17 protein-coding genes are annotated in these 23,808 nt (G+C 72.3%); 11 read left to right on the top strand and 6 right to left on the bottom strand.

What is annotated here, in order from left to right; all coding sequences use genetic code 11:
- Nucleotides 1-7: 7 nt before the first annotated feature.
- The 4 genes from AC0VYM_RS07965 to AC0VYM_RS07950 all read left to right on the top strand — a co-directional run bounded on the left by AC0VYM_RS07965 (nt 8) and on the right by AC0VYM_RS07950 (nt 3,475).
- On the top strand, nt 8-538 hold the full coding sequence (locus AC0VYM_RS07965) for a YbhB/YbcL family Raf kinase inhibitor-like protein (protein WP_475460619.1): 531 nt from the start codon (nt 8-10) through the stop codon (nt 536-538).
- A gap of 531 nt (nt 539-1,069) precedes the next feature.
- Nucleotides 1,070-2,110 carry an ATP-grasp domain-containing protein gene (locus AC0VYM_RS07960; RefSeq protein WP_475462970.1) on the top strand — a complete coding sequence of 347 codons (1,041 nt, stop codon included), beginning with the start codon at nt 1,070-1,072 and terminating at the stop codon, nt 2,108-2,110.
- Entirely contained in the window at nt 2,107-2,895 is a 789-nt protein-coding gene (locus tag AC0VYM_RS07955; protein ID WP_475460617.1) for an inositol monophosphatase family protein, read from the top strand. Before AC0VYM_RS07960 ends, AC0VYM_RS07955 begins: the two co-directional genes overlap by 4 nt.
- Nucleotides 2,896-3,019: 124 nt before the next feature.
- Nucleotides 3,020-3,475: a DUF1707 SHOCT-like domain-containing protein gene (locus AC0VYM_RS07950; RefSeq protein WP_475460615.1), complete on the top strand. Its 456-nt coding sequence runs from the start codon at nt 3,020-3,022 to the stop codon at nt 3,473-3,475.
- Between the two features lie 584 nt (nt 3,476-4,059).
- Here the strand turns inward: AC0VYM_RS07950 and AC0VYM_RS07945 are convergent.
- Nucleotides 4,060-4,554: a DUF3145 domain-containing protein gene (locus tag AC0VYM_RS07945; RefSeq protein WP_475460613.1), complete on the bottom strand. Its 495-nt coding sequence runs from the start codon at nt 4,552-4,554 to the stop codon at nt 4,060-4,062.
- Nucleotides 4,555-4,867: 313 nt separating this feature from the next.
- Here AC0VYM_RS07945 and AC0VYM_RS07940 point away from each other — a divergent pair, with 313 nt between their 5' ends.
- The 3 genes from AC0VYM_RS07940 (at nt 4,868) to AC0VYM_RS07930 (ending at nt 8,245) form a co-directional block, all read left to right on the top strand.
- The gene (locus AC0VYM_RS07940; RefSeq protein WP_475460611.1) at nt 4,868-5,467 is read left to right on the top strand and encodes an RNA polymerase sigma factor; all 600 of its coding nucleotides are present in this window, start codon (nt 4,868-4,870) and stop codon (nt 5,465-5,467) included.
- A gap of 3 nt (nt 5,468-5,470) precedes the next feature.
- On the top strand, nt 5,471-5,890 hold the full coding sequence (locus AC0VYM_RS07935; RefSeq protein WP_475460609.1) for a carboxypeptidase regulatory-like domain-containing protein: 420 nt from the start codon (nt 5,471-5,473) through the stop codon (nt 5,888-5,890).
- 219 nt (nt 5,891-6,109) lie between these two features.
- Complete coding sequence (locus tag AC0VYM_RS07930) at nt 6,110-8,245, top strand: CHAT domain-containing protein (RefSeq protein WP_475460607.1); 2,136 nt, start codon at nt 6,110-6,112, stop codon at nt 8,243-8,245.
- Between the two features lie 48 nt (nt 8,246-8,293).
- Here the strand turns inward: AC0VYM_RS07930 and AC0VYM_RS07925 are convergent, their stop codons facing one another.
- From AC0VYM_RS07925 to AC0VYM_RS07910, 4 genes are all read right to left on the bottom strand, one after another.
- Nucleotides 8,294-8,947, bottom strand: coding sequence for an MBL fold metallo-hydrolase (locus AC0VYM_RS07925; protein ID WP_475460605.1), 654 nt, complete (start codon nt 8,945-8,947; stop codon nt 8,294-8,296).
- A gap of 99 nt (nt 8,948-9,046) precedes the next feature.
- The gene (locus AC0VYM_RS07920) at nt 9,047-9,871 is read right to left on the bottom strand and encodes an enoyl-CoA hydratase-related protein (RefSeq protein ID WP_475460603.1); all 825 of its coding nucleotides are present in this window, start codon (nt 9,869-9,871) and stop codon (nt 9,047-9,049) included.
- Between the two features lie 604 nt (nt 9,872-10,475).
- On the bottom strand, nt 10,476-11,054 hold the full coding sequence (locus tag AC0VYM_RS07915) for a DUF5998 family protein (RefSeq protein ID WP_378735365.1): 579 nt from the start codon (nt 11,052-11,054) through the stop codon (nt 10,476-10,478).
- A gap of 86 nt (nt 11,055-11,140) precedes the next feature.
- The gene (locus AC0VYM_RS07910; protein ID WP_475460602.1) at nt 11,141-13,861 is read right to left on the bottom strand and encodes a bifunctional acetate--CoA ligase family protein/GNAT family N-acetyltransferase; all 2,721 of its coding nucleotides are present in this window, start codon (nt 13,859-13,861) and stop codon (nt 11,141-11,143) included.
- A 433-nt stretch (nt 13,862-14,294) separates the two neighbouring features.
- On the opposite strand from AC0VYM_RS07910, the gene AC0VYM_RS07905 reads away from it, so the two are divergent.
- Nucleotides 14,295-15,230 carry a carbohydrate kinase family protein gene (locus tag AC0VYM_RS07905; protein WP_475462969.1) on the top strand — a complete coding sequence of 312 codons (936 nt, stop codon included), beginning with the start codon at nt 14,295-14,297 and terminating at the stop codon, nt 15,228-15,230.
- Between the two features lie 251 nt (nt 15,231-15,481).
- Here the strand turns inward: AC0VYM_RS07905 and AC0VYM_RS07900 are convergent, their stop codons facing one another.
- Complete coding sequence (locus tag AC0VYM_RS07900) at nt 15,482-17,683, bottom strand: RecQ family ATP-dependent DNA helicase (RefSeq protein ID WP_475460600.1); 2,202 nt, start codon at nt 17,681-17,683, stop codon at nt 15,482-15,484.
- Nucleotides 17,684-18,101: 418 nt separating this feature from the next.
- On the opposite strand from AC0VYM_RS07900, the gene AC0VYM_RS07895 reads away from it, so the two are divergent.
- The 3 genes from AC0VYM_RS07895 (at nt 18,102) to AC0VYM_RS07885 (ending at nt 23,773) form a co-directional block, all read left to right on the top strand.
- Entirely contained in the window at nt 18,102-20,444 is a 2,343-nt protein-coding gene (locus AC0VYM_RS07895; protein WP_475460598.1) for a glycosyl hydrolase, read from the top strand.
- Nucleotides 20,445-20,662: 218 nt separating this feature from the next.
- Nucleotides 20,663-23,158: a DNA gyrase/topoisomerase IV subunit A gene (locus AC0VYM_RS07890; RefSeq protein WP_475460596.1), complete on the top strand. Its 2,496-nt coding sequence runs from the start codon at nt 20,663-20,665 to the stop codon at nt 23,156-23,158.
- 84 nt (nt 23,159-23,242) lie between these two features.
- The gene (locus AC0VYM_RS07885; RefSeq protein WP_475460594.1) at nt 23,243-23,773 is read left to right on the top strand and encodes a beta-class carbonic anhydrase; all 531 of its coding nucleotides are present in this window, start codon (nt 23,243-23,245) and stop codon (nt 23,771-23,773) included.
- Nucleotides 23,774-23,808: the final 35 nt, after the last annotated feature.

Below are 23,808 nucleotides of genomic sequence, written 5' to 3'. Positions count from 1 at the left end.
CATCCCCGTGGCCAAGCCACCCTCTCCCTACGACTTCCTGCCCGTCGTCGACGCGTTCACCGTCACCAGCGACGACGTCAAGGACGGCCAGGGCCTGCCCCGGGCGCAGGTCAGCGGGATCATGGGTGCCGGGGGCGTGGACGTCTCCCCGCACCTGTCCTGGAGCGGGTTCCCCGAGGGGACCCGGAGCTTCGCCGTCACCTGCTTCGACCCGGACGCGCCCACCGCGAGCGGGTTCTGGCACTGGGCGGTCTGCGACATCCCCGCCGACGTGACCGAGTTGGCGACGGACGCGGGCAACGGTTCCGGTCTGCCGGAACAGGCCGTGACCCTGCGCAACGACGCCGGGAGCCACCGCTACATCGGTGCCGCCCCGCCCGCCGGGCACGGTCCCCACCGGTACATGTTCGCGGTGCACGCCGTGGACGTCCCGACCCTGGGCATCGACGCCGCCGCGAGCCCGGCGTTCCTCGGGTTCAACCTGTTCTCGCACGCGATCGGCCGCGCGGTCATCACGCCCACGTACGAGCAGGACTAGGTCGTGTTTTTTGGATCATTCCGCGCTCGCGACCACCAGGCTGCCTCTCGCTGCGCCGATGAAGCTCGGACAGCCAAACCCGGGCGGGCCCCCGCTGTGCGACACTGCGGAGCTTGCGTAGCAGCGCACAGTAGGGGCAGCTTCACTCCACGGCTTGCGAGAGATTGCCGGGCCCCCGCTGTGCGAGGCTGCGGAGCTTGCGTAGCAGCGCACAGTAGGGGCGACGGCCGCTCGCATCGATGGCGGCTCCGCCGCCACCGGCGAAAGCATCCAAAAAACACTCCCTAGGGAACCCCCGTCGCCGGAGGGCGGGTGACGCACCGAGCGCGTCACCCGCCCTCTGCCCTTCCTCCCGGGGCCAGTGAGTACACGCGCGAGCGACCCGTTCGGTTGTCCTGGCAACCGCATCCGGCCAATCCCGGGCCCCGGGGGCACTCCCGCGTCTAGGCTCGATCCATCCCCCGGCCCACTCGAATCTCGCTCGGAAGGGTTCAGCCGGTGCCACAGCAGACTTCGAGGAAACCGACCGTCGTGGTGACGACGGCGGGCTCCGCCCCCACACCCGGTACCATCCTTCACCTGCGTGAGAACGGTTTCCGGGTGGTGGCCACCGACGTGGACCCGGCCGCGCCCGGCCTGTACCTGGCCGACCGGGGCCGCCTGGTCCCGCCGGGGGACAGCGAGGCCTTCCTCCCCCGGATGAGGGCCCTGTGCGCCGAGGAGGCGGCCGCCGCCGTGGTTCCGCTGGTGGACGAGGAGCTGGTCCGGGCGGCCGACCTCGCCGAGGACGGCGTCGCCGTCCTGCTGCCCCGCCCGGGGTTCGTCACCACCTGCCTGGACAAGTACGCCCTCATGCGCCGACTGGAGGACGCCGGGATCGGGGTCCCCCGCACCTGGCTCGCCTCGGAGTGGCCGACCGGCGCCGCCGACCGCTCCCCGGGCGGGCTGATCGTCAAGCCCCGCCGCGGTCGCGGCAGTCGGGGCGTGCGGGTGGTCGCGTCGGCCCGCGACCTGGGCCGCGTGGTCGCGGAGAGCGAATACGCGGCCGACGAGCTGATCGTGCAGGAACGCGTCACCGGCCCCGAGTACACCGTGTCCGTCGTGGTGTGGCGGGACGGCGACGTCCAGGCGGTGGTGCCCAAGGAGGTCCTGCTCAAGCAGGGCGTCACCAGGTACGCGGTCACCCGGCGGCACCCGGAGGTCGTCCGTGCCTGCCACGCCGTCCAGAGCGCCCTGCGCGCGGACGGGCCCTTCAACGTGCAGCTGTGCCTGGACGAGCGGGGACGGCCCCGGATCTTCGAGATCAACCCCCGCTTCTCCTCCACCGCGGCTCTCACCGTGGCCGCCGGGGTCGACGAGATCACCGGCCTGCTCCGACAGGCCGTGTGCGGCGGCCCCCGGCTCACCGACGAGTGGCGGGAGGGGGTCACGATGGTGCGGCGCTGGACCGACGAGTTCATGTCCGAGGAGCGGTTCGCCTCCCACGGGATCTCCCCGGTCGAGGGGTTCGCCCCGCCCGGAGCGGCGCCCTCGGGTGAGCGGCCCGCCACGGTCCCGGTGCGGGTCCGATGAGCGGACGGCGGGAGCTGTCGGAGGCGCTGGCGACCGCGGTCACGGAGGTCGGCGGGCTGCTGCGCGCCTGGCGTTCGGACCCGGCCGCGCGGGACGGCGTGTGGGAGGGGAGCCAGTTCAAGGCCCAGGCGGACGCCAGGGCGCACCGGGCGCTCTCCCTGTGGCTCAACGTGATCGACGCCGGTATCCCTGTGGTGAGTGAGGAGGACCCGGGGTCGCTCACCCGGGACCGCCCGCCCCGGTACTGGCTGATCGACCCCATCGACGGGACCGCCAGCTACGTCCACGGGTTCGACGGCTACGTGACCCAGGCGGCGCTGGTCGTCGAGGGGCGCCCCGAGGTGGCGGCGGTCTTCGCCCCCGAGCGGGGGACCCTCTACACGGCCGTGCGCGGGCGGGGCGCCCGGCGCGACGGGAGACCGCTGCCCCCGCAGCCGCCCGCTCCTCCCGGCCGGGGCGTGCTCACCGACAACACCCCGGAGCCCTCCGGGGTGGCCCGGCGCGTGTACGACCGTTTCGGCTACGGCGGGTACCTGGAGAGCGGAAGCATCGCGCTGAAGCTCTGTCGGATCGCCGAGGGCGACGCCCAGCTGTTCGTCAAGGACGTCCCGGTGCGCGACTGGGACGTGGCCGCGCCGGGTCTGGTGCTGGCCGAGACGGGGGGTCTGCTGACCCGTCTGGACGGCTCCGGGTTCACCTATCGGGGGTCCTTCGAGCACACCGGCCTGGTGGGCGCGGCGGATCCGTCCACGTGCCGCGAAGTGTCCCGTTGGCTAGCGCTCTGACCTGCGATGAAACCACCCCGCCGGAGGTGGTTCGCAAACTGCTGGAACTGGGGTCCATGATCCCTTTCGCCCGCCGGACACGGCGCGTATCGTGTGGAAACCAACGCGCCTTTGGGGGTGGGAAGTGGAGGCCCAACGTCTGCCGCTGAACCAGATGCGCGCCTCGGACACCGAGCGGGACCTGACGGTCGACCGCCTCGCGGTGGCGTTCTCCGAGGGCCGTCTGGACCACGAGGAGTACGAGCGCCGCGTGGGTGCCGCCCTGAGCTCGGTCCTGGTCGGTGAGCTGCGCTCCCTGACCGCCGACCTCCCCGAACCCGAGATCCCGGTGCCGCCGCCGAGGGTCCACCGCGAGCGTCGCCCCGACCCCGAACCGGCCGGTGGGCTGGTGCCCTGGGAGGAGTGGGGCGAGGAGTGGCGCTGGTGGCTGGGCGTGGCCGGAGCACTGACCGGGGTCTGGGGCGTGGCCAGCCTGCTCGGCGGCGAGCTGGTTCCGTACTGGCCCCTGGTACCCCTGGGCATCTGGGCCGCGGTCCTGCTGGCCTCCGCCATATGGCCCAGCGAGGAGACCCCTCCCTGACCCGGCGGTCGCCAACGTCGTCTCCGGAGCTGCGGCCGGGTCTCTACCTCGCCCGGATGCAGCCGCGGCGCGGTCTCGGCCCCACCGTGTCCAGGCTGCGCGCGGTCACGGCCTCACCCGGATCCACCGGCCAGGCACTGTCACCGCCACGTTCGTGACCGAGTCCAGGCTGCGTGCGGTGACGACCTCGGCACGGCACGGCCACCGTCTGGTTCGTGACCGGAACCGGGATACCCGGTGGCGAGCTCGCCCGTGTCCAGGCTGTGCGCGGTCATGGCCCCACCCGGATCCACCGGCCAGGCACTGTCACCGCCACCTTCGTGACCGGAACCGGGATACCCGGTGGCGAGCTCGCCCGTGTCCAGGCTGCACACGCTGGCGACCTCGGCCCGGCACTGCCACCGCCTGGTTCGTGACCGGAACCACGGCGCGGGCGTCCGCCCGAACACGCGGGGGCAGTCCCACCGGCGTCGGGTTGTCCACAGGCACGAGTGGCGCGACTGGTGCTGGCTCGGGCCGTGGGGCGATACTCGACATATCGGGGGAGCATCGCCTCCGCCCGCACGGTGCTGCCCGGGGCGGGATCAGCCCACGGCGTGCAGCCAGCGCACCGGGGCGCCGTCACCCGCGTAGCGGAAGGGTTCGAGCTCCTCGTCCCAGGAGCGCCCGGTGAGTCGGTCGAGTTCGGCGGCGAGGTCGGTGCCCTCTCTCGCCGCGGTGGCCATGGCGGCGCGCAGCCTGCCCTCGGGAACGAGGACCTCACCCGCGGCGCTGGTGACGGCGGTGAACACGCCGAGGCTGGGCGTGTAGCTGTAGCGCATGCCGTCGCAGCCGGGCGACCCCTCTTCGGTCACCTCGAAACGCAGGCGCTGCCATTCGTTGAGCGCGGAGGCCACGGCGGCAGAGGTCCCCGGCTTCCCCTGCCAGTTGAGCTCGGCGCGGTGATGGCCGGGGGCCGCCGGTTGCGCGACCCAGTCGAGTTTGACGGGTACTCCAACGACACCCGCGACCGCCCACTCGACATGTGGGCACAGCGCCGCGGGTGCGGAGTGGACGTACAAGACGCCACGTGCGGACACCGAACCTCCTGATACGAACGAGTGCGCTTCCCCGACGCCCTCGTACTACGAGAAGGTTGCATACCCGCCTGAATGCCTTTTGCCCCATTGTGCCCCAATGGCACCCTGAGAACCATCTCGCACGCTGGTATTTTCCAGCGTTCCCACCGCACCCGGGACACCCAGTGATTAGCGTGTGGCCCAGGCGGCGACAGGGAGTCCGATCATAGTGGGGGCGGATGTGCCAGACCAGACTCAAGAGGGCATCCAGTCTCCGGAAACCCTCGACAGAAACGCCCATCAGCACTGTTCAGGGTATGTTTCTACCACTTCTTTGCCGGTTCCGGCCACAACCGGCCCCGTCCCGGCGCCGTCTCCCGATCCGGTCGAGCCCAGCGACGCCGAACTCGTGCTGGGCGCCTGCCACGGGAGGGCGGACGCGTGGGAGGCGATCGTGGACCGCCACCTCGCCATGGTGAACGCCATCGCGCGCTCGTACCGGCTCCCGCAGCAGGACCGCGAGGACGCCGTCCAGACGGTGTGGCTCCGCCTCAACCAGCACCTGACCCGCCTCCACTCCCCGCACCGACTCGCCGCCTGGCTGCGACGGGCCACGCACACGGCCTGCGACCGCCAGCGGCGGCACCGGCAGCGCTTCGTTCCCACCGATCCCGTCGACATGGACGGGTACGCCCACGACCAGGACGACCCCGAACGCCGGTACCTGCACGAGGAACGGCACGCCGCGCTCCACCGGGCCGTCGACGGCCTCACCGACCCGGTGGACCGCCGGGTCGCACGCCTCTACCTCGACGACTCCCCCGACGCCGGACCGATCTCCCACCGGACCACCCCGAACCAGCGGCGGCATCTGATCCGTCAGCTCCGCCGCACCCTTCGAGCGAACGCAGATCCGAGCGAAAGGCGTGCGTGAACCGTGCGGAACGACCCAGACCCACGTCAGGACCGAGCCGGTCGGGCCGCCGCGCTCGCCGCCTTCGACCGCTCCTTCGACGGGGCCAGGATGGCCAGAACCGTCAGTGACACGGTCCCCTCCCCGGAGCAACCGCTCCAGCGCGACGAGGAGGGAACCGCCCCGAGCGTGTTGACCTTCGACCTGGACGGCGTCCACCTGGACCTCCAGGTACGCGAACGCGGTGGGCAACGTGTCCTGTCCGGCCTGGTCAGGGGCGAGTTCGACCACGTGGACGTGCACCTCCGGCGCCCCGGCTCCACACTCCTCCTGTTCGTCCGGATGGACGGCCGCTTCGACACCGCCGTGCCCCCGGGGCCGTTGTGTCTGGTCGTGGACCGCCCCGGCCGCCCCCTGACGGTCACGGACTGGTTCACCGTCTGAGCCGGGGGCGCCGGGCGCGAGGGGAAAGGGAATCGGCCACGGTCCGAACCCCGTTTGGTCCGTGTGCCAACTCGCCGCCACGTGTCCGTCTTCGCCCGGGTTCGTCATACTCCGTGATCGCCAGGTTATCCACAGGTTGACGCGGGCCACTCCCGCCCGGCCGGGCGCGCTGCTATCACTGGAGTTGACCGGCCCCCTGGTGAAAGAAGGCTGTCGGACGTGCTCCCCCGCGCAACGCCCGCCCGCTCGACCACAAGCCCTCCCCCGGACGACGACCCACCGTTCCTGGCCACCGGACGCGCACTGCTGGCGCAGGTCACGCAGGGCGTGAGGTTGGCTCAGGCCGGACGCTGCGACCAGACCCTGGTCCTCCTCAACGACTCCCGAAGGCGCCTGCGCGGCCACCCCGTCTCGGAACTCGACCCGGTGCTCCCCGGGCTCCTCACCGATCTCGGCCTGGCCCAGACCCTCTGCGGACACTTCGGTCCGGCCGAGGACCACCTCAACGAGGCGCTCTCCCTGGCCGAAGCGCGCCGCCTCCCCCTGCTCGGGCTGGTGGCCCGGCACAACCTCGGCTGCCTCGACCTCTACCGGGGCGACACCGACACCGCCATCACCACCTTCCACGACCTCGCGCACCAGATGCCCGACGACCGCCAGGGCCCGCTGCGGGTGGACCTGGCCGAGGCGCTGCTCTCGGTCGGCCTGGTGGAGGAGGCCGGGCGCACCCTGGCCGAGGCCACCTGGCACGCGGACGAGGACAGCACCGCGCGCGTGCTGGTGGAGGCCAAGCTCCGCCTCATGGAGGGCGACCACCCCGGCGCGCTCCACCTCACCCGGCGGATCCGCGCGGGCCTGGGCCCGGGTTCGCTCTGGACCGGCCTGGCCCGTCGGCTGGAGCGCGTGGCCGACGGTGCCGCGCGGTGCCGTGTGCCGGCCCGCCGGGCCAGGGACCTCCTGGAACTCCGTGTGCCCGCCGTGGCGCCACCCCTCGACCGGAAGCCCGCGGAGTGCGGAGGCGGCCGTGGGACCGGCCACCGGAACGCGTGGGACGTCGCCGGAAGGCGTGGTCTGCTCACGGACGCGCGTCGGGCGCTGGACCGTCTCTCCGAGCGCGGCGCCACCGCGCCCGGGTCCTGGCTCGGAACCGCTGACCGCGACCCCCACGTGCTCCGGGCCGGACTGGAGACCTCCCTGCTCGCCGGGGATCCCGCGACCGCCCTGGAGTGGGCCGAGCTGGGCCGCACCTGGGCCGAGGGCCTGACACCGACCCCGGAGACCGCCTCCGCGCCCAGGATGGCGGACCCGACCGGCCACTACCGCCTGGCCCTGGGACGCGGCGCCGGTCCCGAGGCCCACCACCACGCGCGGCGCTGGGAGTCCGCGCACTGGCGGGCGCCTCGCACTCGGCAGGCCTCAAGCGAACACCGGCTCCCGGTACTGGAGTCGCTGTTGGAGCGCCTGGAGGGCCGGGCGTTCGTCCACTTCACGGTGGCCGGATCCGAGGCCGTCGCCCTGGTCGCGGTGGCCGGACGCGTCCACGCGCGCGGTCTCGGGCCGCTGGTGCGGATCCGTCGGGCGCTCGGCAGGTTCGTCCACGAGCGGACGCATCCACCCGGTCGCTCCGATCCCGACCGTCCGGTGCCGGGCACGGCGGCGCTGGTCTCGTCGACTCTGCTCGGCCCGCTCCTGCCCCTGGTCGGGGACCGTTCCCTGGTGGTGACGGCCGCACCGTACGCGGGCGACCTGCCCTGGGGACAGCTCCCGGGCCTGCGCGGGCGGCCGGTGCGCCTGGTGCCCACGGCGAGGTCCTGGGCGGAACGACCGACCGTCCGGCCCCGCCGGGACAGGGTCCTGCTGGTGTGCGGACCGGAGCCGCGCAGAGCACGGCTGGAGGTGGCCGCCCTCGCCAGGGCCCATCCGGGCGCGCGGGTCCTGGTCCACGCGGGCCGGGACCGGATCCTCGACGCACTGGCCCGATGCGACCTCGCCCACCTGGCCGGGCACGGGAGCGTCGGCGACCGCACGCCCATGCTCGACCGGTTCGACCTGCGTGACGGGCCACTGCTGGCCTGCGACCTGACGGCGCTCCCCTCCGCTCCGGCGCTGGCGGTCCTGTCCAGCTGCTGGGGCGGGCACGGCTTCGGCGGCGCGCCGGGGCGGCCGGGCGGGTTCGTGGGTGCCCTGCTGGCCCGGGGCACCCGCACGGTGGTGGCCAGTCCGGTGCCGGTGGACGACGCGCGGACCGAGGCGGCCATGCGTTCGTTCCACCGGGCGCTCGCGGACGGCGCCGAGGCGGCCGAGGCCGTGGCGGAGCACCTCGGCCACCTCGGCTTCTGCTGTTACGGGACCTGAGTGTCCGGGGCGCGGCGGTCCGTGTCACCGCCGCGCCCGGTCAGGTTCCTACCAACCGCGCTCGCGCCACTCCGCGAGGTGCGGACGCTCGGCGCCCAGGGTGGTGTCGCCACCGTGCCCGGGGTACACCCAGGTGTCGTCGGCCAGCGCTCCGAAGAGCCGCTCCGACACGTCACCGAACAGCGTCTGGAAGTCCTTGTCGGACCAGGTCTTGCCGACCCCGCCCGGGAAGAGGCTGTCACCGGTGAACAGGTGGGTGTGGCCTTCGGGGTCGTCGTAGCGCAGGGCGATCGACCCGGGCGTGTGGCCGCGCAGGTGGATGACCGTGAGTGCGCTGTCCCCGACCGGGACCGTGCCGCCGTGGGCGACCGGCTCGTCCACCGACACCGGCAGTTCGTCGGCGTCGTCGGGGTGGGCGACCGTACGGGCGCCGGTCTGGCCGACGACCTCGGCCAGGGCCTGCCAGTGGTCCTGGTGGCGGTGGGTGGTGACCACGCGGGTCAGCCCGTCCTCACCGATCAGCTCCAGGATTCGGTCGGGTTCGGCCGCCGCGTCGATGAGGACCGCCTCGCCCGTGCTCCGGCAGCGGAGGAGGTAGGCGTTGTTGTCCATCGGGCCCACGGCCAGCTTGGTGATCGTCAGATGCGGTAGTTGGCGCAGGTCGGCGGGGCCGCCGACCTTGGTATCTCCGGAGTAGCTCACCCGACCATTGTGGCCTGTCGCGGAGAGCGTAGGAACCCGGGTGGGACACCCGGTGATTCGGGTGTCCCACCTCCGGGGCCGAGCGGCGGCGGGACGGCGTCAGCGGGCCCAGCGTGGCGGGCGCTTCTCGAAGAAGGAGGCGCGGCCCTCCGCCGCGTCCTCCCCGGCGAAGAACTCGGCGGAGAGCTCGCCCATGCGGGTGAACACCTCGGTGCGGCGGTCCGGGGCGGCCTGGGCCCCGCCGCCGAGTTCGCCCAGGAGTTCCTTGGTGCGGGACAGCGCGCTCGGGGCCGAGCCGCGCAGCCCCTGGAGGACGGCGTCCAACGCCTGGTCCATGTCGCGGTCGGGAACGGCCTGGGTGATGAGCCCGGCCCTGGCCGCGTCGGAGGCGTCGAAGAGCTCCCCGGTGAGGAAGTAGCGGCTGAGCTGGCGCGAGTGCATGCGCGCCGAGACCGGGACGGAGATGATCGCCGGGACCACACCGATCCGCACCTCGGTGAAGGCGAAGGTGGCGCTCTTGGGGGCGAGGGCGATGTCGGCGGCGGCGACCAGGCCGATACCGCCCGCGCGGGCGGCGCCGTTGAGGGCGGCGATCACCGGCTTGGGACCGCCCATGATCTGCTCGAAGATCTCGGGGAGCTCCGGTGCGGGTTCGACCGGGGTCCCCTGGAGGGCCGCGCCGACCTCCTTGAGGTCCGCGCCCGCGCAGAAGACCGGGCCGCTGCCGGTGAGGACGACGCCCCGGACGTCGTCGTCGGCCATGGCGGCGGAGAGCGCCGCGGAGAGCTGGGAGCGCAGCCGCGCGGAGAGGGCGTTGCGGTTGCGCGGGGAGTCGAGGGTGATGGTGGCGATGGCCCGGTCGACGTCCGACCGTACGAGGGGGGCGTCGTCCGAGGGGTTCGGGGGCGTCGGGTGCTGCGTCATCGCGGGCTGACCTCTCTCCGTTGAACGCGCGCGGAGGCCACGGCGTCACTGGCGGCGGTACGCGCGGCGGTCCCGGGCCACGCCCACCAACGACGAGTCTGCCGGGTCCGTGTTACGGGCGAGCGCGCTGGTGTTACGTGCACCACACGCTAGCGCTCACGCCCGCCGGGGCTCCCACCCGCCCCACGGAACCACCGACGAGGCACCCCTCCCACAGGAGGCGGACAGCGGACCCGGCTGGGAGAGCGGAGGACCCGCCGTGCGGAACCCGGTTCATGGGAGCACCGGCTGGCTGGTTCGTGGATGGGGACGGGGTTCGCCCACCGGGTCCCGGCCGCACCGGACCGACCGACACCGGATCCCGGAGGGATGTCGGCGGCGGGCTTGGGCTGGCCGTTGACGACCATGCGCCCGACCGGAAAACGTCCACGCCCACGGCGTGGATGGTGGTGGCCAGGTCGCCTGTAGCCAGCGGCTGCGCCCCCTTCAACGGACACGGCGTGGGGAACCCGTGTTCCGGCGCCTCGACGCGGACGGGGCCGGGGCGCCCCTCCGAGGAGGTCGCCCCGGCCCCGCCGGGTGTGCTTCTGGCGTGTTCGCCGTGTCAGCGCCGCGTGGTCGCGGCGGACAGCGCGTCCGCGAAGTGCAGCATGGTGGTGACCGCCTCCGCACCGTCGGCCGCCTCGCTCACCCTGAGGGTGAGCGGCTCCGCGGTGAGGGCACCCGTGTATCCGTGGTCGAGCTCGCAGCTCTCGTCCGCGCAGGAGGCCGGTTCGAGGTCGATGTGCGCGACCGCGCCCCAGTTCACCGAGAGGTTCACGCTGAGCACCAGCTCGCTGGGCAGGCTGCCCGGCGTGTACTGGGCGGGGTTGGGAACCACCCGGGTCAGCGCCACCGACTGGATGTTGCCCAGCTGGATGCTGTCGGTCGTGGTGGAGGCGTGCGAGGTGCCGCCGGGTTCGGTGGGCGGGTGCTCGTCGGTGTGACAGACGACGAGGCGGGTGGCGGTCAGCAGCATGACGGTGATGTGCCGACGCATCTCCATGGCCGGGTCGAAGGTCGCCTCATGGTGCACGATGAACGCCTCGGCGTCCTCCTCGCCCAGGGTGGTCGCGACGGCGTCGATCACCAGAGCGGGGTAGTAGCCGCTCCGCTCGATCTCCAGGCGCCAATCCGTGGACACGGCACGTGTTTTCCTCATACCTCTATCCTGCCCCCTTCCGGCGACACTTCGCGACCGTCCGCCGAAACGTGAGACCCATTCCCTGATCAGAACGTCACCCCGCGCAGACGGCGCGGTCCCACGTCGGGGCGCACCTCGGGGGCCTCGCGCAGCCACATGCGGGCGCCCAGGACGTGCGCTCCGGTGGCGTTGACCAGAACCGGGTCCAGGTCCACGTAGCCGATCTCGGGGAAGGCCTCCACGAGGCGGGACACCCGGATCAGCAGTTCCTCCAGGGCCTCCACGTTGGGCTGTTCGGCCAGCGAGGTGGCCCCTGCGGGCAGCCCGAACAGCAGCGGGGCGGCCCGGACCGCGTGGATGAGGTCGGCCGCGTCCATGTCGGTCAGCGGCGCCAGCCGGAAGGCGCGGTCGTCGAGCAGCTCGGCGGTGACGTCCGCCAGCCCGAAGGAGACCACCGAGCCGAAGGACTGGTTGTCGCCCGCGCGCACCACCGTGGGCACGCCGGGCGCCGCCATGCGCTGGACCACCAGCTCCGCCTCGCCGCCGAAGCGGTCCTCCAGGGACAGGTAGGCACTCCGAACGTCCTCGGGGGTGCGCAGGTCGGCGCGGACGAACGTGCCTCCCGCGCGTACCCGCAGGTCGGGGGCGTCGGCCTTGACCACCGCGGGGTAGCCGAGCTCACCGGCGGCGACCACGGCCTCCTCGGCGGAGGTCACCTTGATGTCCGGGTAGGCGGCGATGCCGTAGCAGGCCAGGAGGTCGCGGGCGTCCTCGGAGGAGATCGCCGTCTCCTCGTCGTAACGGCGCTCGCCACCGAACCAGGCGACGTCCTCGTCGGTCGGCCCGGCCTTCTTGAGCGCGCGGCCGATGGTCGCGCGGGCCCGGGCACGGTCGATGTCGGGCAGCTCGGGGTGGCGTCCGGGCTTGCGGTTGCGCCACTGGGCGTACCGGGTGGCGTGGGCGACGGCGCGGACGGCGTCCTCGGGAGAGGGGTAGGAGGGCACCGATCCGTGCAGGGTCTGCCCCTGGTCACCGACGTGCCGCAGCTCCTCGGGGAGGCCCTGGCGCGCGAGGTAGGTGGTGACGATGGGCTTGTCCGAGTCCAGCGAGCGGGCCCGCAGCACGCGGGCGACGTCGTCACCGATGGGGTGCAGGGCCGGGACGAAGACCACCACGATCGAGTGCACGTCCTCGGCGGCCTGCGCGGCCCGGATCGCGGTGTCGAAGTCGTCGGCGGTGGCCTGCGGGCCCAGGTTGACCGGGTCGTGCGGCTTGAGCCCCTGACGGACCGCGGCGTCCTTGACCAGCAGCTCCAGGGAGTCGGAGTTGCCGATGATGCCCACGCGCGGCCCCTCGGGCAACGGCTGGTAGGCGAACACCTGGGCGGCGTCGAACATCTGCGTGATGTCGTCCACGCGCACGACGCCCGCCTGCTGGAACAGGGAGGTGACGGCGTAGTCGGGCAGGGCCAGGCCACCGGCGGCGTGCCCGGTGGGGGTGGTCCGCGCGGAACCACCGCTGCGTACGGCGACGACCGGCTTCTGCTTGGCCAGGCGCCGGGCCAGGCGGGTGAACTTGCGCGGGTTGCCCAGGGACTCCAGGTACTGGAGGACCACCTTGGTGGCGGGGTCCTCCTGCCAGTACTGCATGAGGTCGTTGCCGGACACGTCCGCGCGGTTGCCCGCCGAGACGAAGGTGGACAGGCCCATGCCGCGTTCGGCCACCCGCTGGAGGATGGCGCGGCCCAGGGCACCGGACTGGGAGAAGAAGCCGATGGGTCCCTGCGGCGGCAGGTCCGGGGAGAGGGTGGCGTTGAGCGAGACCGTGGGGTCGCTGTTGGCGATGCCCAGGCAGTTCGGACCGACCACGCGCATTCCTGCGGCGCGGGCGGTGCGCACCAGTTCGTCCTGGCGGGCACGCCCCTCGGGGCCGACCTCACCGAACCCGGAGCTCACCACGATCAGCCCGTGCACGCCCTTCTCGGCGCACTGTTCGACCACGTCGACGACGGTGTCGGCGCGCACGGCCACCACGGCGAGGTCGATCTGGTCGGGGATGTCCAGGACGGACGGGTAGGCGCGCACGCCCACGACGGCCTTGGCCTCGGGGTGGACGGGGTAGACGGGGCCCTGGAACTCGCCGCCGAGCAGGTTGCGCAGTGCGGTCTGGCCGATGGTGTGCGCCGTGCGGCTCGCGCCGATGACGGCGACGGACTCGGGGAAGAGCAGGCGGGCGATGGAGCGCGACTCGGCGCGCTGTTCGCGGGCCCGCATGACCTCCGTGGAGTCGTCCGTGGGCTGAAGGTCGAGGGTGAGGCGGATGACGCCCTCGTCGAAGGTCTGCTGCGCGGTGTACCCGGCCTCGCGGAAGACGTTGATCATGCGTCGGTTCTCGGGCAGGACGTCCGCGATGAAGCGGCGCACCCCGCGTTCGCGGGCGGCGGCCCCGATGTGCTCCAGGAGCACCGAGGCCAGGCCCCGTCCCTGGTGCCCGTCCTCCACGACGAAGGCCACCTCGGCCTCCTCGGGGGCGACCTTGTCGTACCGCACCACGGAGACCATGGAGTCGGAGATGGTGGCGACCAGGGCCACACGGTCCTCGTAGTCGACCGTCGTGAAGCGTTTCACGTCCCGGTCGGAGAGCTTGGGGTAGGGCGCGAAGAACCGGTAGTAGATCGTCTCCGGTGAGAGCCGGGAGTGGAACTCGCGCAGCAGGTCGGCGTCGTCAGGGGTGATGGGGCGCAGGTGCGCGGTGCCTCCGTCGGTCAGAACGACGTCGGCTTCCCAGTGGTTCGGGTAGGACTGCACGACAGCGAGACTAGACGACAATCGGTCGAATTCGGGGAAAGTCCATGCGGGGTCACCGAAATCGACCCCTCAGACAGGCCCCCGACGGGCCTCCGACGGGAGCCGGGTACCCTCCCGTACTCGCGGTGACGGGTGCGTGTGTCGTGGACGTTCCCGGGTTCCGGTTCCTCGACGCGGCCGGGGTCCCCGCCCTCGGAGTGTGCCCGACCCCCTTCCGGAGACGGACGGGCGTCCGAGATCACGCCGAGTGCGGATAGTCTTCCTGGGTGGGTCGAAAACCCCTGTGCGCAGGGCCTCACGACCCGCGGCGGCCCCTGCGTGACCGCGTGTCCCGGGCGCTGTCAGTTCGTTACCCGACACTGATCGTTAAGCTGTTAACGTCGTGCGGGCACAGATTCTCAAACCCTCGGTGGTGGCTGGCGAAATGACTCGAGTGGTCGTGATCGGTGATCTGATGACCGATGCCGTCGCGCGCGCGTTCCACCCGTTGGCCCGCGGCAGCGACACTCCGGCGTCGGTGATCATGTACGGCGGCGGTTCCGGGGCGAACATCGCCTCGTGGCTCGCGGTCGAGGGCACCGATACCACGTTCGTCGGTCGTCGCGGCTCGGACATCACCGGGCGCACCCGCGAGATGGAGCTCATGGGCTACGGCCTGGACTCCCGCATGGTGATGGACCCCGAGCGCTCCACCGGCACCTGCGTGGTGATGATCACCCACCGGGGCGACCGGACGATGCTGAGCGACCCCGGCGCCAACGCCCGTCTCCAGCCCGAGGACCTGCCCCGCGACGTGTTCGGCCCCGACGGCCACCTGCACGTGTCCGGGTACACGCTGATCAACTCCGACTCCCGCCGCGCGGCCCGGGTGGCCCTGCGCATGGCCCGGGAGAGCGGGATGTCCATCTCCGTGGACGGCGGCTCGCACGCTCCGCTGGAGCGCGCGGGGGCGGAGAACTTCCTCGACTGGACGCAGGGCGCGCGCCTGTTGTTCGTCAACGTCGACCAGGCCCGGGTGCTCACCGGCCGGGACGACGCCGAGGCCGCCGCGAAGGTGCTCACCGCCTGGTTCCCCAACGTCGTGATCAAGCTCGGCGAGGAGGGTGGGCTGTGGGCCTCCAAGACCCGCGAGGACTGTGTGAGGGCCCCGGCCGAGCCGGTGGACCCCTCCCCCGGTTCCGTCGGCGCCGGTGACGCGTTCATCGCCGGTTTCCTCCCCGCGTGGCTGACCGGGCGGCACCCCAAAGAGGCGCTGGGCCGGGCCAGCAGGCTGGCCGCCCGCGCGCTGCACCAGCCGGGCGCCCGCCCGGACCTGGGTGAGGGCGAGCCGGTGCGCCGTGGCGCGCCCCGAGGCCAGCGCCTCCGCTAGACCGTCGGTTTTCCGAGACCCCGCACCCCAGGGTGACGGGGTCTCGTCATGTCCGCCCCGGCGGCCCGGCGGCCCGCCAGGAAGACCGGTGGGCGCCCCCGAGGGCCTGCCTCGGCCGCACCGTGTACCCCGCTCTGGCGGACCGTCCAGCACCCGGGCGGGCGGACCGCCGGACTCTGCTGCCCCGTGAGCGTGGATCCCCGAGGGCGGGGCGGGTGCCCGGCTGGGACACCCGCACCCAGGCCTCCGGGTCACCCGCCCGTGGTGGACAGGGTCAGCGGCAGCACCTCCGGGGCGCCCGCCTTGCGCAGCAGGGCGGCGCCCACGGTCAGGCTCCACCCCGTGTCGGCCTGGTCGTCCACCAGCAGGATCGGGCCCGGGGTGTCTCTCTGAAGGTCCTCCACCCGCTCGGCCAGCGCGGGATCCACCACCAGCGCGTTGTACACCTGCTCCAGGCGCATCGCGCTGTTGTGGCGGCGGGGCCCCGGGCCCGTGGGGGTCCGGTAGGACAGGGAGCCGAGCGGCGTGAGACGGCCGAGTTCGGAGATCCGGGCGGCGAGGTCCCCCACCAGGGTCGGGCGGGAGAGCGAGGGCATCGCGACCACCCCGACCGGTCGGTTCTCCCATCCCCAGGCGGCGAGCACACGCACCACTCCCTGGAGGACGCGCTCGTCCACGGGGGTGTCCGGGGCGTCCTCGGCGAAGATACGGCGCAGCTCGGTACCCCAGCCGATGTCGGTGAGACGGCCCAGGGCACGCCCCTCCCCCGCCCGCAGGTTCTCCGGGATCTTGCCGGACAGGCCCACCCCGAGCGTGTTCATGCCGGAGGGCCACTGGCGACGCGGCGCGAGGGGCGTGCCGGGCCGGTCCAGGTGGTCGGCGGCGGCCTGACGGCGGCCGGTGTCGACGTCGGTGGTCCAGTACTGGCCGGTGCACACGTCGCAGCGGCCACAGGGTTCGGCGGCGGGGTCGTCGAGCTGTCGGCGGAGGAACTCCATCCGGCAGGTGTCGGTGGAGACGTAGTCGAGCATGGCGCGCTGTTCGCGTTCCCTGGCCGCGCTGACGGCGGCGTAGCGCTCGGCGTCGTAGGTCCAGGGCTCACCGGTGGCGGTCCAGCCGCCGCGCACCCGGCGCACCGCCCCGTCCACGTCCAGCACCTTGAGCATCTGCTCCAGGCGGGTGCGACGCAGGTCCACCCGGGTCTCCAGGTTGGCGGTGGACAGGGGCTTGTCGGACTCCGCCAGGGCCTGGAGGGTCTGGCGAACGGTGTCCTCCGGGGGGAAGGACAGCCCCGCGAAGTACTCCCAGATCCGGACGTCCTCGCGGCCGGGCAGGAGCACCACCTCGGCCCGTTCCACACCGCGTCCCGCACGGCCGACCTGCTGGTAGTAGGAGATCGGTGACTGCGGGGCGCCCAGGTGCACGACGAAACCCAGGTCGGGCTTGTCGAAGCCCATCCCCAGCGCGCTGGTGGCCACGAGCGCCTTCACCCGGTTCCCGAGGAGGGCGTCCTCGGCCAGCCTGCGCTCGTCGGGGTCGGTCTGCCCGGTGTAGGGCAGCACCTCCAGGCCCTGTTCGGTGAGGAAGCGGGCGGTCTCGGCGGCGGCGCTGACGGTGAGCGTGTAGACGATGCCCGATCCGGGGATCTTGGGCAGGTGTTCGGCCAGCCAGCTGAGCCGCGCGGTGGGGTCGGGCAGTTCGGCCACGCCCAGGCTCAGGCTCTCGCGCTCCAGGCTGCCGCGCAGGACCAGGGTGTCGGCCCGGTCGGCCCCGGCCTGGAGCTGTTCGGCCACGTCATGGGTGACGCGTTCGTTGGCGGTGGCGGTGGTGGCCAGGACCGGGACCCCGTCGGGCAGGTCGTGCAGGAGGGACCGGATGCGCCGGTAGTCGGGCCGGAAGTCGTGGCCCCAGTCGGAGACGCAGTGCGCCTCGTCGATGACGACCAGGCCCGCCCCTGCGGCGAGTTCGGGCAGGACGCGGTCCCGGAACTCGGGGTTGTTGAGCCGTTCGGGGCTGACCAGCAGCACGTCCACCAGGCCCTGGGAGACCTCGGCGTAGGTGGACTCCCAGGCGGTGGTGTTGGAGCTGTTGATGGTGCGGGCGCGGATGCCCGCGCGCTCGGCGGCGGCGATCTGGTTGCGCATCAGCGCGAGCAGCGGGGAGACGATGACCGTGGGGCCCGCGCCCTCGGCCCGGCGCAGGGCGGTGGCCACGAAGTACACCGCCGACTTGCCCCAGCCGGTGCGCTGGACGACCAGTGCCCTGCGGTGCTCGGCGACCAGGGCGTGGATGGCGGTCCACTGGTCCTCGCGCAGGCGGGCGGACTCGCCGGCGAGGGCGCGCAGGTGCCCCTCGGCGCGTTCGCGCAGGGCGCCGTCGGCGGCGGAGAGGGCTGGCTCGGTGGTGGTCGGCGCGTCGGGGACCGGGACGTCAGGCTGGGTGGGAGTGGCCATGACTCCTTGGTACCAGAGGCCGTGGGGGTGGACGCGGTTATCCACAGGTGACGCTGTCCCGGGGCGCCCCCCGAGCACGGATCTGCGCGTCGGCCCCGTGTGCAAGCTCTCAGCGGATCCGCCCCACCGGGCTCGTCGACGCCGTGCGTACGGCCCGCGGCCGCCCGGGCGTACCGAGCCTCGCGCCAGGTGCGCGGTGCCTTGGCCGTGCGGCCCGCGGCCCGCGGCGACCCGCGCGTACCGCCGCCCCTCCGCCGAAACCCGGGAGGGCGGTGGTAACAGAATGGGAACTTTCCCGTTATGTGGCATTGCGCTCACCGAGTGTCACCTGAACACTCGACGCCAGGGCTCAGGCCCTCACGATTGGGAGCGCTCCCGAATCCGGCGGCCCCCTTGAGAGAAGCACGAAAGGCAGACGATGGCGCAACCACGAAGCCGCCCCACCAGCGGCTTCCTCCCCCGTTTCCCCCGACACGCGCACCCGCGGCCCCGGACCTCCCTCGGTCTGCTCGCCGCCGCCTCCGCCCTCGTGGTCGGCGGCGCGACCCTCGCGGTCACCGGCGCCACCTCCGCCACCCCGGTCTCCGCCGAGGGCGCGGCCGAGGTCCCGGTCGGCTCCGGCAGCTACACCAGCACCCGCCCCGAGGGCGCCTCGGGCCCCTCCGACCTCAACGGCAATCCCGTCTCGCCCAAGGTCACCGACGACCACACCGGCCCGGCCCCCACCAACGAGTGGTGGTCCTCGCTGATCTTCCAGCGCTACCCCGACAACCCCCACGGCGAGAACCTCTTCGCCCACCCCCTGAGCTACAACCCCCACGAGGGCGGCCTCGACATGGGCTACCCCGACTCCCACCAGATGGTCGGTGACGACCTCAAGTACGAGTACACGGCCGTCTCCGACCTCACCCTGGGTGCCGCCGGACTCGACTCCCCCGACACCCGCACCGCCGACAGCGGAGACTGGACGGTCACCGCCCACTGGGAGGGCGGCGGGGCCCAGCTCCGGGTCACCATCGGTCAGGGCCTCCCCTTCGCCTACGCCGAGACCGAGGGCGCCGGGGCCGAGGTGACCTTCTCCGGCACCCCCGAGATCTGGCACGAGGACGGCTCCACCGTCGGCGCCACCGTGAACGGCAGGCACTACGCCCTGTTCGCGCCCTCCGACGCGCCCTGGTCCGTCTCCGGTGACACCCTCACCGCCGACACCGGCGACGACGGGTACTACTCGGTGGCCGTCCTGCCCTCACCCGAGGACCTGGACGCCTTCGCCCCCTACGCCCACTCCTTCGTCACCGGCTCGGTCGTGGAGTACGACTACGACGAGGCGGCGTCCTCCCTCACCAGCACCTACCGGCTGGAGACCGAAGCCAGGGAGGGCGAGGAGACCGGAACCCTCACCGCCCTGTACCCCCACCAGTGGGCCAACGTCACGGGCGACCTCACCGACCTCGCCTACGCCTCCCCCCGAGGCGAGATGAAGGTCTCCGAGGGCGCCTCCTTCACCACCGAACTCACCACGCAGGGCATCATGCCCAGCCTGCCCACCGTCGACGGTGCCGACCACGACCGGCTGGCCGCCCTGATCGACGACGTCCTCGCGGAGGAGGAGCTCTTCCCCGAGCCCGGCGACACCTACTGGGACGGCAAGGCCATGGGCCGCCTCGCGCAGCTCATCCCCATCGCGGACTCCATCGGCCACACCGAGGCCCGGGACGAACTCCTCTCCCTGGTCCAGGGGCGCCTGGAGGACTGGCTCACCGCCGGGGGCACCCGTCAGTTCCACTACGACGAGGAGTGGGGCACGATGCTCGGCTACCCCGACAGCTTCGGGGCCGCCACCGAACTCAACGACCACGACTTCCACTACGGCTACTTCGTCTCGGCCGCCGCCGTTGTCGCCCGCTACGACCGCGACTGGGCCAGTGAGGACGCCTGGGGAGGCATGATCCGCCTGCTCATCCAGGACGTGGCCGGAACCGACGGGGACATGTTCCCCCGCCTGCGCTCCTTCTCCCCCTACGCCGGGCACGGCTGGGCCTCCGGCCACGCCGGGTTCGCCGCCGGCAACAACCAGGAGTCCTCCTCCGAAGGCATGCACTTCGCCGCCGCCACCGCCCACTTCGGCGCGCTGACCGGCGACGAGGAACTGCGCGACCTCGGTGTCTACCTCCACACCACCCAGGCCTCCACCATCGCCCGCTACTGGCAGAACGCCGGCGGGGACACCTTCCCCGAGGACTACCCCGAGGACGTCGTGGGCATGGTCTGGGGCGACGGCGGCGACTACCGCATCTGGTGGGACGGCGGCCACGAGGAGCACTACGGCATCAACTACCTGCCCATCACCGCTGGCTCCCTCTACCTCGGGTACGACCCCGAGCACGCCGGGGTGATCTACGAGTCACTCGTGGACAAGCTCGGCGGGGAGCCGGAGATCTGGCGGGACATCCACTGGGCGCACCGCGCGCTCTCCGACGGTGACGACGCCCTGCGGATGTTCGAGGAGCAGTGGCAGACCTACGAACCCGAGGCGGGCGGCTCCAAGCCGCACACCTACCAGTGGGTCTCCACCCTCGCGGAGTTCGGCACCGTGGACGTGTCCGTGACCGCCGACACCGCCCACTACGCCGTGTTCGACAAGGGCGGGACCAGCACGTACACCGCCTTCAACCCGGGTACGGACCCGCTCACCGTCACCTTCTCCGACGGCACCTCGCTGGAGGTCCCCGCCGGGGAGACCGCCGTGACCACCGGCTGACGGCCCCTCCCGCCCCTCCTCCGCACGCCCTCCCGTGACCGGGTGTGCGGAGGAGGGCGCACCCGCGACACGCGAGTCGTGTTCTCCGTCCCCGGGTCCTCCCGGGGACGGAAAACCGTGTCGAAGACGGTGCGAAACCCCCCAGTCGCGCGACTCACACACGCCCAACCACGCGCCCCCGTACGTTTCAGTCCCTGGCACAGGCCAGAATTACGGACATGGCCCGTACTACTTCCCGTCCCCCCGAGGATCTCGCCGAGAAGATCATCGACATCGACGTCTCCGAGGAGATGCGCGGCAGCTTCCTGGAGTACGCGTACTCGGTGATCTACCAACGTGCTCTGCCCGACGCGCGTGACGGCATGAAACCGGTCCAACGGCGCATCCTGTACCAGATGAACGAGATGGGCCTCCGGCCCGACCGCGGCCACGTCAAGTGCGCCCGCGTGGTCGGGGAGGTGATGGGTCGGCTGCACCCCCACGGCGACTCCGCCATCTACGACGCCCTGGTCCGACTGAGCCAGTCCTTCGCCATGCGCGTGCCGCTGGTCGACGGCCACGGCAACTTCGGCTCCCTGGGCGGCGACGACGCCCCGGCCGCCATGCGGTACACGGAGGCCCGGCTGGACAGCGCCGCCGAGCTCCTGGTGTCCTCCATCGAGGAGGACGTCGTCGACTTCAAGCCCAACTACGACGGTCAGGAGACCGAACCCGAGGTCCTTCCGGCGGCCTTCCCCAACCTCCTGGTCAACGGCGCGTCCGGCATCGCGGTGGGCATGGCCACCAACATGGCCCCGCACAACCTGGGCGAGGTCATCGCGGCCGCCCGCCACCTGATCGCCAACCCCGAGGCCACCCTGGACGAGCTCACCGAGTTCGTCCCCGGCCCCGACCTGCCCACCGGCGGCACCATCGTCGGCCTGGACGGCGTCCGCGACGCCTACCGCAAGGGCCGCGGCACCTTCAAGACCCGCGCCACCGTCGCGATCGAGAAGGTGTCCGCGCGCCGTACCGGCCTGGTCGTCACCGAGCTGCCCTACAGCGTCGGCCCCGAGAAGGTCATCAGCCGGATCAAGGAGCTGGTGCAGTCCAAGAAGCTCCAGGGCATCTCGGACCTGAAGGACCTCACCGACCGCAACCAGGGCCTGCGCCTGGTCATCGAGCTCAAGAACGGGTTCAACCCCGAAGCGGTCCTGGAGGAGCTCTACCGGCTCACGCCGATGGAGGAGACCTTCGGCATCAACAACGTGGCCCTGGTCGACGGCCAGCCCCAGACCCTGGGCCTGCGTGAGCTGCTCGAGGTCTACGTCAACCACCGCCTCGACGTGGTGCGCCGCCGCAGCGAGCACCGCCGCAAGAAGCGCCAGGAGCGGCTGCACCTGGTCGCCGGCCTGCTCGTCGCCCTGCTCGACATCGACCGGGTCATCGCCCTCATCCGTGAGGCCGACGACACCGCCGCCGCGCGCGAGTCCCTGATGGGCGCCTACGACCTCTCCGAGATCCAGGCGCGCTACATCCTCGACACCCCGCTGCGCCGCCTGACCCGCTTCGACCGGCTGGAGCTGGAGACCGAGCGGGACAAGCTCGACCTGGAGATCGAGGAGCTCACCTCCATCCTGGAGTCGGACAAGAAGCTGCGCCGGGTGGTCTCCAAGGAGCTCAACGACGTCTCCAAGAAGTTCGCGACCCCCCGCCGCACGCAGCTGCGCGAGAGCGACGGGGTGGCCCGCGCCGCCGTCATCCCGCTGGAGATGGCCGACCAGCCCTGCCACGTGCTCCTCGGCGTCGACGGCCACATCGGCCGCACCAAGGGCGCGACCACGCCGCGCGTGTACACGGGCCTGCGCGCCAAGCACGACGCGGTCGAGGTCTCGGTCCCGACCACCTCGCGCTCGGACATCGGGTTCGTCACCGACCTGGGCCGGATGATCAGGGTCCCGGTGGTGGAGCTGCCCGAGCTGCCCGCTGACGGCGACGGAGAACCCGAGCGCCCGCCGCTGGCCGCCGGTCTGGGCGTCGTCGAGTTCGTGCAGCTCGACGAGGGCGAGCGGGTCGTGTCGATCGTGTCCATGAACACCTCCGGGCCCGGCTTCGTCGTGGGTACCGTCGGCGGTGTGGTCAAGCGGGTCGCCCCCGACTTCCCGCCGAACAAGGACGACTTCGAGATCATCTCGCTCAAGGACGACGACCGCGTGATCGGCGTCACCCAGCTGTCCACCGGCGAGGAGGACCTGGTCTTCATCACCTCCGAGGCCCAGCTGCTGCGCTTCTCGGCCTCCACGGCCCGCCCGCAGGGCCGTCAGGCGGGCGGCGTGGCCGGTGTACGGCTGTCCGAGGAGGCCCGCGTGCTGTGGTTCGGCGCGGTGCCGAGCCCCGAGGACTCGGTCGTGGTGACCGTCTCCGGCGGCGGCGACGCGCTGGAGAGCACCCTGCCCGGGTCCGCCAAGGTCACCCCCTTCGCGGCCTACCCCTCGAAGGGTCGGGCCACCGGCGGGGTGCGCTGCCACCGCTACCTGAAGGGTGAGGACACCCTGACGTTCGCGTGGGTGGGACGCGCCCCGGCCCGGGCGTCACGAGCCGACGGAAAGCCGGTTCGCCTGCCGGACCTGACCGAGCGTCGGGACGGCTCCGGAGAGGCCCTGACCAGTGCCGTCGTCACGGTCGGCAGTGGTCGGACCGACTCCGGAATCGCCCCTCCCGGATCCGGGGCCTGAGTTTCACGTGAGCCGTGCGCACGGGTGTGCTTATCTGTGTGCACGGCAGTCCATGCACCCATACGACACAGGGAGTCACTACAAGTGAGCGACAGCACCAACGTCACCCCTCCCCCCGGGGCCTTCGACGACGTGTTCGGCGCCAACGCCGACTACGCCGCCGACTTCTCTCTCACCGGTCTCAAACCGCTGGCCGCCCGGGGGCTGGCCCTCGTCACGTGCATGGACTCCAGGATCGAGCCGCTGACCATGCTCGGCCTCAAGCCCGGCGACGCGAAGATCCTGCGTAACGCGGGCGCCCGGGTCACCGACGACACCCTGCGTACGCTGGTGCTGGCCGTGTACCTGCTGGGTGTGGACCGCGTGCTGATCCTGCCGCACACCAAGTGCAAGATGGCGTCCGTGGAGAACGACGACGTCGTCCACGACCTCATCCTGAACGACTACGGGGTGGACACGCGCAGCCTGGAGTTCAAGACCGACAACGACCAGCTCGGCGCGCTCCAGCACGACCTTGAGCGCATCCGGCACCACCCGCTGCTGCCCAAGGGCCTGCCGGTGGCCGGTGCGATCTACGACGTGGACAACGGCAGGGTGACCCCGGTCGACCTCTAGTCCCGTGAGCACGCGACCGCCCCCGGCCGTACGGC

This window comes from Nocardiopsis sp. iso_237, assembly GCF_056173345.1.
The sequence above is the reverse complement of the archived record's forward strand: the minus strand, read 5'-3'. Positions and strand labels throughout refer to the sequence as shown.

What these genes read in the sequence shown, in the direction of transcription:
- AC0VYM_RS07920 (WP_475460603.1), bottom strand. Translation starts at nt 9,871, where the DNA reads ATGACGCAGCACCCGACGCCCCCGAACCCCTCGGACGACGCCCCCCTC.
- AC0VYM_RS07890 (WP_475460596.1), top strand. Translation starts at nt 20,663, where the DNA reads ATGGCCCGTACTACTTCCCGTCCCCCCGAGGATCTCGCCGAGAAGATC.
- AC0VYM_RS07955 (WP_475460617.1), top strand. Translation starts at nt 2,107, where the DNA reads ATGAGCGGACGGCGGGAGCTGTCGGAGGCGCTGGCGACCGCGGTCACG.
- AC0VYM_RS07895 (WP_475460598.1), top strand. Translation starts at nt 18,102, where the DNA reads ATGGCGCAACCACGAAGCCGCCCCACCAGCGGCTTCCTCCCCCGTTTC.
- AC0VYM_RS07900 (WP_475460600.1), bottom strand. Translation starts at nt 17,683, where the DNA reads ATGGCCACTCCCACCCAGCCTGACGTCCCGGTCCCCGACGCGCCGACC.